Origin of the sequence: Microcoleus sp. M2_D5 (assembly GCF_036701935.1) — a bacterium.
Lineage (GTDB): Bacteria > Cyanobacteriota > Cyanobacteriia > Cyanobacteriales > Microcoleaceae > Microcoleus.
Map to the genome: position 1 here is coordinate 186157 of NZ_JAUBRP010000001.1, position 12957 is coordinate 199113.

General features: G+C 45.4%; 10 protein-coding genes. 1 reads left to right on the plus strand and 9 read right to left on the minus strand.

Translation table 11 applies throughout. From position 1 onward, the window contains the following. Positions 1-348: 348 nt before the first annotated feature. From QUA50_RS00755 to QUA50_RS00795, 9 genes are all read right to left on the minus strand, one after another. Positions 349-774: a hypothetical protein gene (locus QUA50_RS00755; RefSeq protein ID WP_333258771.1), complete on the minus strand. Its 426-nt coding sequence runs from the start codon at positions 772-774 to the stop codon at positions 349-351. Further along, positions 761-985 carry a hypothetical protein gene (locus QUA50_RS00760; RefSeq protein ID WP_333258769.1) on the minus strand — a complete coding sequence of 75 codons (225 nt, stop codon included), beginning with the start codon at positions 983-985 and terminating at the stop codon, positions 761-763. Before QUA50_RS00760 ends, QUA50_RS00755 begins: the two co-directional genes overlap by 14 nt. Positions 986-1246: 261 nt before the next feature. Further along, complete coding sequence (locus tag QUA50_RS00765; RefSeq protein ID WP_333258767.1) at positions 1247-1807, minus strand: Uma2 family endonuclease; 561 nt, start codon at positions 1805-1807, stop codon at positions 1247-1249. Positions 1808-1853: 46 nt separating this feature from the next. Beyond that, positions 1854-2282 (minus strand): phosphodiester glycosidase family protein, encoded by a 429-nt coding sequence (locus QUA50_RS00770; protein WP_333258765.1) that lies wholly within the window; start codon positions 2280-2282, stop codon positions 1854-1856. A 21-nt stretch (positions 2283-2303) separates the two neighbouring features. Next, positions 2304-3155 carry a hypothetical protein gene (locus QUA50_RS00775; protein ID WP_333258763.1) on the minus strand — a complete coding sequence of 284 codons (852 nt, stop codon included), beginning with the start codon at positions 3153-3155 and terminating at the stop codon, positions 2304-2306. Between the two features lie 134 nt (positions 3156-3289). Further along, positions 3290-6415, minus strand: coding sequence for a phosphoenolpyruvate carboxylase (ppc, locus tag QUA50_RS00780; RefSeq protein ID WP_333258761.1), 3126 nt, complete (start codon positions 6413-6415; stop codon positions 3290-3292). 419 nt (positions 6416-6834) lie between these two features. Beyond that, positions 6835-7056, minus strand: a complete 222-nt coding sequence (locus QUA50_RS00785) for a hypothetical protein (RefSeq protein ID WP_333258759.1) — start codon at positions 7054-7056, stop codon at positions 6835-6837. Between the two features lie 509 nt (positions 7057-7565). Then, positions 7566-8027, minus strand: coding sequence for a hypothetical protein (locus tag QUA50_RS00790; protein ID WP_333298436.1), 462 nt, complete (start codon positions 8025-8027; stop codon positions 7566-7568). A gap of 261 nt (positions 8028-8288) precedes the next feature. Continuing rightward, complete coding sequence (locus tag QUA50_RS00795) at positions 8289-12677, minus strand: S8 family serine peptidase (protein WP_333258755.1); 4389 nt, start codon at positions 12675-12677, stop codon at positions 8289-8291. Between the two features lie 4 nt (positions 12678-12681). On the opposite strand from QUA50_RS00795, the gene QUA50_RS00800 reads away from it, so the two are divergent. Continuing rightward, positions 12682-12957, plus strand: a 276-nt coding sequence (locus tag QUA50_RS00800) for a hypothetical protein (protein WP_333299429.1), incomplete at its 3' end; no start/stop codon positions are given.

The window sequence follows — 12957 nt, forward strand, 5'->3', positions numbered from 1 at the left end:
GAGTAGGGAGGTTATGCGAGCTGATTAAGTTGTGGGTGTATCGCGTTGAGGCGGATGAAGAGATTTTAGGCCAACGGAAAGTCATTGTAATTATGTCATTCTGAGCGGAGTTTACTGGTAGAGCGTAGTGTCAATCGATTGCGCGATTTTAGATTTTAGATTTTAGATTGACTTGCGCGAGATAAATGCTCTTTCTTGAGGATTTTAGATTTTCGATTTGGGATTGATTCCACGGATAAATCACGTGGCGGGTACCACCTTTGAAATTCGCTTGTCAATCTCGACTCAAAAAAATTAAGATTTTCCCATATCTATGCTGTCACCCACCATTTTATCATATTCATAATCTCAACTATCCCTAAATTTAGGACACACTTCAAACGCCAACTGTGAACGATAAAAACAGACATCAAACTCCATAAAAAAGTTTAACTGGCCTAAAATAATAGGCGGATCGTTAGATTTAGCCCAAGCAAAAGCCAAACGAACAGGTGGAAAATCGCTAATTTGTCCCACAACAGCTAAACATCTTGCTTCCACTGGCGCAAGATTACCTGCTAACGGAATTGAAAGCGTTTGCTCCTCCCAAACTGCCCCCAACGCTAAACCAACATGGTACGGTAAAACATTAAGACTCGATCCCGTATCCAACAAACCCCAAGCCTCCAAAATACAATCCCGATAGCTTAAAGTTATAGGTATACAGGGAAAAACATTAGTTTCTCCTGCTTGATTTCTTCGTTCTATAAAAGGAAACCGTTTAGCATTTCGCATTGTCTTTTGTTTCTTCTTGTTCTAATAAACTCATTAATTTCTGAGCAGCATCACCATAGTCATAAGGCGACCAAAAACGATAAGCCGCGCCATTATCCAATGGTTTTAACATTTCTTCTTTCGCCAATTCAGCCATTAAAAACTGCATCATTTGAAATTTTTCAGCAGGGGATAACTGCCGAAGTTGGTCTAATAATTCTATATTTGACATAAAACCCCATTGAATTCATTTTGCCATCTTACCACGACCTTCAAATTTCAACCACTCCAAAACATCTTGGTTCTAAGGATCGCGAATTAAATAACTTACAATAATTGTTATTGTGGGATGGGCGTCCCGCCCGTTCACTCATGACGGGCGGGACGCCCATCCCACAAACTTGTGGAAGTTATTGAATTCTCATTCCTAAGTCTTTATCTGCGTTCATCTAGGCTCATCTGCTCCCATCTGGCGTTAAATCTCAAACACAAACTAAACAGGCAAAAACAGTTCTGAAAAAATAAATTCAATCTCAGGAAAAGCTAGCATTCCGATCGCAGCATTATCTGCAACAACTATCTCAGATTGATAGCCTCCCGGTGCAGGATTCCGATAAATATATGCCTCGCGGCCCGCTACATCTAAAATCCAATATTCAGGGATATTTGCTCTAGCATAAATCGGGGCTTTTTCCCGGCGGTCAATTTGTAATGTCGCGTAAGAAACCTCAATTAACAGCAAGATTTCGCTAGGATTTGGGTGATGGTCGCGATAAGCACCCGGATCGATACGAACAACTGCTATATCTGGTTCCGGTTCCGAAGTTGCTAAAGTAATTGGCAACTGCACGCGAATTGCGGCTAAATCTCTTAGCAAATGTTGTAGATATCGCTCGGTGCGTTGAGTTGTAGCAGCATGGATGGGTGTTTGGGGACTCATTTCAACAATTCTCCCATCTAGCAATTCAATCTTATCGCCTTCAGTGAGAATGCCAGCTTCAATCATGCGGTGATATTCTTCGACTGTCCAGATTTTTTCTCTTGTTGCTGTCATAATCTTTGCCTGCAAAAGCTTACTTCATATTATAGCAATGGCGAATTCACTCAAAAAACACTGATTTGTCCGGGGTTGGTCGATATCCCTTTTGGAAGCGTTCCCAAGACTGTTTTAATTGAGCAGGAGCCGGATTATCGCGATCGTAAACCACCAGCACATTCGTCAAATTCCGTCCCGGCGGCAATAAAATCTGCCCTTGATGAGCCAAACCAACCGAAGCGCCCCCGTCCAAATTCATCGCTTCAAAACAGCCGTAGCTTGCGGGGCGGAACGCCATCGCCCGCATAACATTAGCTTCTGTTTCCAAAGACAAACTATCAAGAAAAGTAACCAAAAATAACTTATCTCTCGAAGCCGGAAAGCCGATCGCACTTCTCGAACCCACGCCCAAAACACCAGCATCTTTAAAACCTTCCGATAAAGGAGACAACCAAACTTTCCCCGCTTTAACCAATCTCGGCCCGCAAGTCAATCGATTGCGCGATTTTAGATTTTAGATTTTAGATTGACTTGCGCGAGATAAATGCTCTTTCTTGAGGATTTTCGATTTTCGATTAAAGAATTGATTCCACGGATAAATCACGTGGCGGGTACCACCTTTGAAATTCTTGGTCAGAGAAAACCAATGTTGACTCCAATCCGGCTTACCTTCAATTCTAGCCGTCACCATTTCCAGTTGATTTCCCGCTTTAATGCCCAAAGTCGTGCCGTAATTTTCCCATCGGCTGTATTTCAGAAACTTACCCGCCGCCACCATATTTCCCAGCACAGATTTCTGCTCATCTTTACCAAAAAAAGTCCCGTTAGCAACAACAGCAGCCCGGTAACGCGCCACCATATTTTCAAAAGGTTCGTCGCCCCGCGTTACTTTAGAAGTATTTGCAAAATCGGCATTATTAGCTAATCCAATTGTAAGATAAATTTCCGGGTCTGCGAGGTCAATAGTTGTGAGATAAAAACTTGCGCCAGCTACAGTTTTTCTGTTGATTTGTACAGGTTTTGCTTGCTTAGCAGAACGTCTGATAATTTGAGGTTGACACGGCTGCACAGCCGGAGAATTTTCTGGCGATTTTACAATAGGATTACTCGGCAGAGGTTGATTGGTTTTTGCCGATTTTACAATGGGATTGCTAGGGAGAGGTTGAGGAGTTTGATTTGATTGTATACTTGATAAAAAAGCGAGTGACTTTTGCCACAGTTGACCCATGAGAGTCAAGAAACTATCTCGGTTTTGGGCGATCGCAAAATAGTCAGCCGCCACCCGCGCCAAAGCTATGCCCGTTAAAAATAAAAAAGTGCGCCGCAGCATCGGGCGACAACCTTGAGACTGTTTGCGTTTAGACATAAAAAAATCTCAGCTAGGATAGCGAACAGTTTCCTATGGCTGTGACTGCAATGGACGCCCGAATTCTGAAACTACCAGTAGCAAGGTGCGTAAGCCCGCACCTCACTACTAATTCACAACTCAAAACTATTTGCCTAGCCGGTATTCCGCATCCCCGCAGCAATTCCATTAATCGTCAGCAGAGCTCCCCGCAACAATTCACCCTTGCTGTAACGCGAGTGAATCACCCCCGGAACCCCGCCACTACCATGCTGCCGCAAGCGTTTCAGCAGCGAAACCTGCAACAAACCCAAAGGCACAATCGTCGCATTTCGCAACTGCACCGATCGCTGCAGCGATGGATCTTCGTCCAACAAACGTTGGTGTCCGGTAATCGTTAAAACCAAATCGCGAATCAAGTGAAATTCGGCAGCAATTTGATCGAATAAAGCCTTAAAACGCTCCTTATCAGCAGGCAAAGCTAACTCCTGCACGTAGTGTTCTGCAATCTGCAAGTCCACCTTAGATAAAGTCATTTCCACCTTAGAAATTACCATTCTAAAAAACGGCCATTTCAAGTAGAAATACTGCAAAAGTTTCATGTGTTCTTCCGGTTCCTCCAGCAAAAACTCTTGCAAAGCTGTGCCCACACCGTACCAAGAAGGCAGCAAAAAGCGGCTTTGAGTCCAGCTAAACACCCACGGAATTGCTCGCAAACCGCTGATGTCTTTTTTGCCACCGCGACGGGCGGGGCGAGAACTAATTTGCAACTGGCTGATTTCTTGAATCGGCGTAACTTGGTGGAAGAAATCGACTAAATCCGGCTGTTCGTAGATTAAATTGCGGTAGTGCGATCGCGATTTCACCGACAACTCCTCCATAATCTCATTCCAAGGGTCGATGCCATCAAAACCAGTGTGCAGCAAACTAGCTTGAATTACCGCCGCCGCCACAGTTTCCAAATTGTAAAGCGCCAACTCCGGCAAAGAATATTTAGAAGCCAAAACCTCGCCTTGTTCAGTAATCTTAATTCGCCCGCTAATACTCTTTCCAGGCTGAGCCAAAATCGCCTTGTAAGCAGGCCCGCCGCCGCGCCCTACAGAACCGCCTCGGCCGTGAAAAATCCGCAACTCCACACCGTGTTTTTCCGCAACCATTTGCAAAGCCTTTTGAGCTTTGTGGATTTCCCAATTGCTGCTGAGGAAACCCGAATCTTTATTGCTGTCCGAATAGCCCAACATCACCTCTTGCAATTTGAGAGTTTCGATTGGACATTGGATAGTTTCTTTGCTTTTTTCCGCTATTTCCTGCGCGTATCCTCCTGCTAGCAAAGCTCGATAAAGCGGCAGATCAAATATTTTTTGCATTACTTCCGGCGCTTTTTTCAAATCTTCCACCGTTTCAAACAGGGGAACTACTTGAATGTTGCTAATTCCTGTTGCCGGATCGTAAAGTCCTGCTTCTTTTGCTAACAGCAAAACCGCCAGCAAATCGCTGACATCGTGGCTCATGCTGATGACGTAAGTTTGGCAAATTTCAGCACCAAACTCCTGCTGCATTTGCCGCAATATTCGGAAGGTATTGATCGTCTCGCAAGTTTTGGGAGAAAAGGGCAATTCTGCTGGAATTAAAGGGCGGCGAGTTTGCAGTTCAGTTGCCAGCCAAATAATTCGATCGCATTCCGACATTTGATTGTAAGGCTTGGGCAAAATTTGCAAGTATTCAGCAATTTCGCTCAAAGCGTCGGAGTGTACTGTTGACTCTTGGCGGATATCTAGGTAAGCCAAATTAAATCCGTAAATTTCTACTTGGCAGAGCAGATTTTCCAAGTCCCGACAGCTCAAACCTGTTTCCACTAAATTGTGTTCGATGAGCTTGAGTTCGGCTAAAAACTCAGCGCCCGATCGATAAAGGCCGGTCATTCCGGGATTTTCCGACAAAGCTTCGCGCTCCCGCTGCAACTCGTCTCCTTTGTAGAGCCGCCAATTGCGATCGCGCGTATTTTCCAGCCGCTGCAGCACGTAGGCCAGCTTCAACCGATAAGGTTCTTGGCGGTAGCGAATTGCCCACTGCTCGTAAACCTCCGGGAATTCCGATCTGTCGCGATCGAGAGATTCCAGCAATTCCGGCAGCACGTCGCTCCAGTGCAGCGACAAACTCAACAGCTCGTTGAGGCGCTTCACGGCGTTGATGTACTTACACAGCACCAAATGGCGCTGATAACAAGCCGTTTGCCAAGTAACTTTCGGAGTCACAGAAGGATTGCCGTCCCTGTCAGATCCCACCCAAGAACCGAACTTGCAAAAATTGTAACTCGGCGGTTTCAGATAAGGATAAGAAGCGTGCAGAGCTTGCTTTAAGCGGTGGTATAGTTCGGGAATCGCATCAAACAGCACTTCATCGAAGTAGTGGAGAGTGTACTCCACCTCGTCAAGCACAGTCGGCTTGAACTGGTGCAGTTCGTCAGTGCGCCACCATAGGCGAATTTCTTCCATCAGTTGCTCTTGGAGAGCTGCTGCTTCCCAGCAAGACACCGGGTAGGGGCTTTGAGAGTCGGTTCCGATCGCCTGAAATTTCTCGTCAACTTGGTCTAGCTGTTGGAGAATCTTCGCCATTCGCCGCTGTTTGGTGCGGATCGTGTGGCGAACAATTTCCGTCGGGTGAGCGGTGAATACCAAGCGGATGTCTAACTGATCGATCAAGCGCTGGATTTGCTGGCTGGGTACGTTCAAGCGCAGCAGCATCGGGAACAGTTGGTGAAAAGTTCCGGCATCTCGGGCGATCGTCTCGCTGCTGTCTGCACTGCTCAGAGCCGTTTGGGCCGGGCTTGGGCCTTCCCTGTGCCGAGGGCGATCGGGGGCATCCGTTGCTTGTCCTGGTAGCTTAGAAAACATCCGCCCACCAGCATCGTTGCTGCTAGCGTAAGCTAGCTGTTGGTCTCGCTGTTCGTAGTGCTGTTCGACAATGTTGATCAACTGAAAATACAGTGCAAAAGCCCTAGCGGCGCGGATGGCAGCGTTGAGATCGAGCTTTTCGATTAGCTGTACGACATTCGACTCGCGAAAGTGAGTGGCCTGTCCCTCGGCGGAATTGACCGATCGCATTTGTTGGAGCAAATCCACCAATTCCTGCCCGCACTCCTGTCGCAGCACCGATTCCCACAAGTCCTCTACAACTTTGAGGCGATTTCGCAGAAACAGGTCTGATTTTGAGTAAGCGGGAGTATGGGAAATAGATGTTGCATCAATAGCCTGTTCTGAAGACTGGAGGACTGAACTCATCGGGCTGTTCCTCAATAGCTGCGGGTGTCTGTGAAAATTGTATTGTTTAGTTTCGCCTAAAACACTTTTGTTTGCAGTCAAATTTGAGACTCTTTTTGCAACGTAGAAAGTAGAAGGCACTTATGTACAAAGTATAAGGAAAAATTAATTTTCATACCACAGATTGTACCTATTGTCAAGCTTTCATATCACTTGACTTGCGATTTTATATTTTAGACGATCGGCGTGAGACGAACGTCTTAGCGCGAGCGTCGAGTCGCGCTCAGTCGAACGATTTTAGATTGACTCCAAAGATGAATCTGGGAAGTTAAACTAGGGTCTAAAATTTTAATCTCTCCAAGACAGAAGTCGCGGGCTAGTATCCGTTTTTGGGCGGGTTCACAAAATTTAACTTCTAGCAGCATCCTTCCTTGGGCTTTCTAATCCTGTGATTGAGGAAAGTTGAGTACCGGAAGGCGCGAACCCCGAAAGACTTCTTCGCTTTCAACGCCGATCGACGCAACAAACTCAGCAGCAGCTTTAGCCGCCACCAACCCGCCCAGCATGGGTAAGGCGACCAAGCTCAACAAAATATCTGAGGGAACTGGCAACTTTGGACTAGGTGTTTGAGTTTTGAGCAAGTCTTGGTTTTCCGAGGGCATAAATCTTTCCTGCGTATTCTGTTATCCCTAGTTTACAAGCTAGCGCGGGTTTTCTTGCCTCGTTGTATCCTAGATTGGAGCGATATCCGTGTTCATCCAAGAAGTAGTGCCGTGTCATCGCAGGCCAGACAGGGCTGCGTACCGATTTCCCCTGAAGGATGTTACACAAAAATCAGAGGATACGATCGCCCGTACAACAGCTTTTTCCAGCCGAGGGATCGGCTGCAGGATCGATCCGGAGGCCTGTAAAAAAGTGAGAACGCCCGTTTCTTCAATCAGATGGGGCGATCGACTCAAAGGAAATTGTACCCGGTGTGCGATCGCCCGACTCAGCTCAAACTATCGATAATAATTCGAGCGCACAAAATGACTAGCCCGCCCCGGTCGATCGACTCAAAGGAAATTGTACCCGGTGTGCGATCGTCCGCAATTTAAAAAGTCAGACTTGGTTGTTGTTTCGCTCCATTATCTCTCGTAACTGGAGCTGATATTTTATGGTCCAAATCTCACTAAATACCTAGATGCAAAATAAAGAATTCACCTTCAATCACCTGATTGGCATAATTTAGCAAAATTTGCAGCTTTTCCAGAAGCAAGTCTCGCTCAACTTCGATATTATGAACTTTGGGTGGACTAGAAACCGTTCTGTCACCTTCTATAATTATTCCTCCATCAAGCTGAAATTTATCAGGAGCTTTTGAAAATAAGCGATACCATGAATCGATTACGTGATAAAACATTTCCCCATCTTCTTGGTGAATAATTGTAGTACCATAAAGCGCTAATCCCTTTGTTTTCTTTTTATAGGGAAGTGAAAGATGAGTACACGGTATCCACATTAAGGTATCATTCATGTACCGCATTATGTCATCGTGGATACTAACTTCAAACTCCTTTTCATAATAATTCATGCACTTTGCATAACTGACTTCTCCTTCTCTTAAGCAAAAAAATCTATGTTCTAGCGCCATATTTCAACAAACCTCTTTATTCTATTAACAGTAAGGATTCAGGTCTAAAAACTTGCGGCTCCCACGCTTGTCTGGCAAGGGTTTTAGGGCAAAATAAGGGTTTTTGTCTTTCGTGGTTAATTGTCAATAAACGAGGAAAAGTGACAGTTGTTCGTGGTTTATTGAGAATAGAGATTGATTTAGTATCAAGCTCCATATCTAAAGTCTTTGCCCAGCAAGGAGTTCAGTGACCTGAATCCTTACTATTAACACTTGATTCAATCAGCGATGCCAAAGTTTTCCAAAAGATATTATACCATATCTTCCTTGATCCAAATCTACTAAATCTATGTATTTATCTCCCAGTTCGTACCTAGAAACATTTGAGGTAGCTCCACTTATTCGGCGTATTTGGGTTGTTTTATCATTCAGAACTACTTGTTTAAAATCCTCTGCTAGCTGAATATATTCCTCCACATTATTTGCACCTACTTCCGCACCATGATCCCTAAAATGTTTTTTTACAGAAATTTCAGGTGTCGCCTCACTACCTGGATGCCATGAACGAGTATTGATATACTCATACGCTGGATTCAAAAATTCTTCCAAGTCCTCATCGGGAACATCATCCCAAGGATTATTACCGGAATTACTTTGAAGCACCTGAACAATCAGATTAGAGAGATCCTGGACACTAACTCCCACTAAGCTGATCCCATGTGCTAGCGCTCCCAATCCTGCGGCAACCAGCGCGGGGTTTCCAGTCAAACCACCTCCAATACTACCACCAGCTCCAAACAAAATTTCCGCTATTCCTTGCAAAATTCCGATTAAATCAGCAGTAGCCCTTCCTGCCTGAGCTGCTTGACTCTTTTGTAAGAGTTTTTCCAGTTTGTCTCGTGCTTTTGCTCCTCCTGGTATCAGAAGGTCAGTGAAAGGCTGAAGTAAAGCCCCATTATTCTTGAGATAGTAGTAAAGAAGCGCGCCTAAAAATTCCAGAACAGCTTGCTTGCCTTGTTGAGATAGCTCCAACAACCTTTGGACAAATCTACGCAATTTTGCCAAAAATTTGTCCCAAGGGCTTTCGTTCTTAGGGCTACTTGCATTAAAATAGCCATCTCTATTAATTACCTTCTGAGACTCAAGCTCTTTGTAAATATCAGTTGGGAGCAAAAAAGTCTTGTCTTCAGAAGCATTTTTAGATGCAGCATCTTTAAAAATCACAGTCGGCAACTGCCAAATATCATCACTCGGCTTCGGAGGCTTCATCAAATCCGGTGGCACATCTTGTTTCGGCGCCTTATTCAACCGCGGCGCTTCCCCAAATTCCGGCAAATTATTCGTCTGGGTCTGTGTTCCTTCTGGATCAAATGACCCCCTCGTTACCTCATATTCACCCGGCAAATACTCCCCATTCTTCCAACTAGACTTCGACCAACTTTCACTCCAACTATTCCTGCCATCATCATACTCAGTCCCGCTGCGAGTCCAACTCCAACTGCTGCCATTACTCGTCGAAACACCCTCTTTCGTCACCGATTCCGAATCGTAACCGCTGACAGTTTCCGTCCAACTGTAACCTCCCTTAAAATAATACTTGCTGTAACTTGAACTCCAGCTAGAATACTTGGACACCGAACTAGCTACGCCCTTACTATCGGAACTGCTTTCGCTCGACCATTTCTCGTAACTCGAACTGCCATTTTCTGTTCTTTGGCCATCTTTATAAGTTGTAACTGTCTGTGAATTCCAAGTACGGGAGGTGTCGCTACTGTTAGATGAGGTGGAATTGTTGCCCTCGGTACTGCTATTACTTTTGGTAGCTGTTATTGTGGATTCGTCACTGTTACTTTGAGTAGTATAAGTATCAGCCTTATACTCGCTCTCCCACTGAGCATGATTTTCTGAATAATTTTCAAGCTCGGAATTATAACTGACTTTACCCTGACTGTTGCTGCTGGAAGAGTTCGACTTGCTGAGAGAATAAGTATCCCGATTGTGGCTGCTAGTTGACGGCCCGTTTTCGTAACTTTGCGTGTCCCGACCTTGACTTACAGAATAATTGTTATTGCGGTTGTTGTGCCAGTATGAGGGGCCGTTGCTGCTGTTGGTTTGTTGAGATTGATTGACCGTGTAAGTGGATTGATTGCTGGTATTTTTTGACTGGCCGTCATCGTAACTGCTGTGATAATTACTATTGGCTTCTGAATAAGTATCGCGGCTGTTGCTGCCGACTGTTTTGCCGTCAGTTGTAGTGCTGTCCCAGGTGGAATTGATTACTGAATAGTTGTCGATGCTGTTGCCATTTTTGTAAAAACCGCTGCTACTGCTACTCTCATAGTTCGAGCGATTTACTTGGCTTTCTTCCCCGCTGTGAGTGTTGGTGTAACTGCTGTTATTGCTGCTATTCGTCCAATCGGCTTTGCCTTGAATTTGAGTTGAACTGTTGTTGAGAGAACTTCCGGTGCTGCTAGTATAGTGAGTGTTTGAAGTTGATTTTGAACCCCAATCGTCTTGGCGGTTGCCGTTATTAATTGCATAGTCGGTTCCATATTGACTGTCTGATTGGGAAAAACTGTTTCGGTAACTGTCGGCAGTGGTGTTTGTAGTTTGTTCGGGACTGGTATAATTGCTAGAAGAGCGGGATTTTTGAAGATATGAGCTTTGGTCGTTGCGAGTGCCTTCGTATTTAACTCGGCTGTAGTTTTGCTGCGATTGATTTGTGTTTTCGACTGAGTTTTGGGAAAAGTTTTTGCTGGTGTAGGTAGCCGCATTTGTGCTGGAATCGCTGGTTGATTCGTTAAAAGAGTTGCTCTTGCTGTTGGTGTTGACGGCGTTTTGATCCCAGCTTGATTCTGTGTTTGATAAGTGGCTATTGGTTTGAGTGTTTGTGGTGCTTGTGCCGTTGGAACTACTGGTATAGGTAGTTGTATATGGCGCTAGTTCTGTGGTATAAGAGCTAGTGCCTTCATTACTGTTTCCGGTTGAGGTGCTGGTGGTTTTTGGCGTGCCTGGGGCGGTGGTTGCGGTCGGTCTTTCTGAGGGTTTGGCTGTACTATTCGGAGAGTTACTGACATTTGCATCGGCATCAATCAGCGATTTTGTCAAGTGTTTGGTAGCTGCCAATACTGGGATTGCGGGGATTGTTTCGATGGCGGTGGCTATTGCTAATTCGCGGTTTAATATTCCGTATCCTGTCCTTTCGTCCCATGAGGGTACGTCGATGTCTGTTGCTGTTTTTAGGAGGATGTTTTTGATTTGTTGGCGGTTCAGTGATGGGTTGGCTGCCCACATTTGGGAGATGGTGTTTGTGACGAAGGCTGCTGCTATTGATGTGCCTTGTTTTGTTTCGGTTGTTGACTGTTCTGCGGTTTTTTGAGTGTTTGTTGGTGCTAGGATATCCAAGCCTTCTCCGTAGCTGGAATAGGCGCTGCGGTTGTTGTTTTCGGATGCTCCCACTGTGATGATGTTGTCGAATTCTGTGGAGGCTTGTCCGAGTGCGGATGCGAGATCCCCTTCGTTACCGGCTGCTGCTACAATCAGGATGTTGTTGTCAAGGGCGTATTTAAGTGCTGATTTTTCTTCTGCTGTCAGGAAGTGCCGTGTGGTTTGTGTGCCGTCGGGATTGATTTGGGTTAAGTCGAAGCTGAGGTTAACCACAGCGTTAGGTTGTTTTGCTGCAATGGCTGCATTGACAAATTCTATCAAGGATTGATGCCAGTTGCCGGAACCTGTTGCTCTTCCCAACCAAATCGGACTTGATTTTTGGGTGTCGCTTGGGTTGTGGGAGTCGCGGATAATTTCTAAAATTGCGTCCCCGTGTTGGTTTCCTGTGTTTGGTTGAATTAGGGGATTGCTGTCACCGTCGATGACATCTTTGCCGAGGATGATTTGGCTGTAGTTGATGTTGGGATTGTTGGCTGTAAATCCAGTGTCAATGATGCCGATTAGCGGTTTGGTTGGTTGGGGAGAATCGGCAGTTGTTTCTGTGAAGCTGTCTGTTTGTGCAACAGTGTATTCGTTGTTGTTTGTTTCCGAGTTGGTGGCGCTGGCTGGGATGGTAGTTTGAGAGGTTTCTGGCTGATTGTTTGCGGGCGTAGGGGTTGCTGTTTCGGAAATGATGGCTGTTTGTGCGGATTCTGAGGTTTCAGCTTCCCCGTCGCCGCCATTTATCAACTCGAAATCTGCTGTGTTTTCGATATCGGTTGGCAGATAATTTTGACTGATGGGAGTGAAGGGAAGACGAGTTGGGTTGTTTGAGTCGGTATCTTCGTTAGCGTTGATGTATTCTAACTCTGAGGTTTCGGAGTTTTCGTTTAATTCTGTCGCCGCCCAGATGCGGTTGAGATTTTCCCACAGCAGGGCAATTTCTTCGTCGGAAAGTGGCCCAAAAGTTTCATTACTTTCGCTGGGTGTTGCGAGGCTGTCGGTAGGGGTTGGGGAGATGTTTTCAATTTCGCCGGTGAGTATGTCTGCGGCGGCTGCGGGTGTTGTTGGTGTTTCTGATTTTTCTGGCTGGAAAAAGACGGGTGTTTCGATTTTGTCTCCTGTAATCGCGTCGATTTCTGAGTCAGCAGGATTTGTCGCCCAATTGGGATTTTCCGCAACAATTGGGTTTTGAGTTTCACCTGCTGGGGAAGTTTCTGTTTTTGTTTCAACAGAATTTGTCACAGCATTGGAAATTTCTGAAACAGTCGGATTGTCGGCTTCAACTGCGGGAGATTTTTCAGTTTTTGTTTCAACCGAATTTGTTGCAGAATTGGAAATTTCCGAAACAGTCGAGTTTTTCGTTTCTGGGGTTAAGGAAGTTTCCGTCTTTGTTTCAGTCAAATCCGTTAGAGAGTTGGAATTTTCGGAAACAGTCGGATTTTTGCTTTCTGGGGTTAAGGAAGTTTCCGTCTTTGTTTCAGTCAAATCCGTTAGAGAGTTGGAATTTTCGGAAACAGTCGGA

Coding starts and splice junctions, on each gene's coding strand:
- QUA50_RS00760 (WP_333258769.1), bottom strand. CDS start 985: ATGTCAAATATAGAATTATTAGACCAACTTCGGCAGTTATCCCCTGCT.
- QUA50_RS00775 (WP_333258763.1), bottom strand. CDS start 3,155: ATGTCTAAACGCAAACAGTCTCAAGGTTGTCGCCCGATGCTGCGGCGC.
- QUA50_RS00785 (WP_333258759.1), bottom strand. CDS start 7,056: ATGCCCTCGGAAAACCAAGACTTGCTCAAAACTCAAACACCTAGTCCA.
- QUA50_RS00765 (WP_333258767.1), bottom strand. CDS start 1,807: ATGACAGCAACAAGAGAAAAAATCTGGACAGTCGAAGAATATCACCGC.
- QUA50_RS00755 (WP_333258771.1), bottom strand. CDS start 774: ATGCGAAATGCTAAACGGTTTCCTTTTATAGAACGAAGAAATCAAGCA.
- QUA50_RS00790 (WP_333298436.1), bottom strand. CDS start 8,027: ATGGCGCTAGAACATAGATTTTTTTGCTTAAGAGAAGGAGAAGTCAGT.
- ppc (WP_333258761.1), bottom strand. CDS start 6,415: ATGAGTTCAGTCCTCCAGTCTTCAGAACAGGCTATTGATGCAACATCT.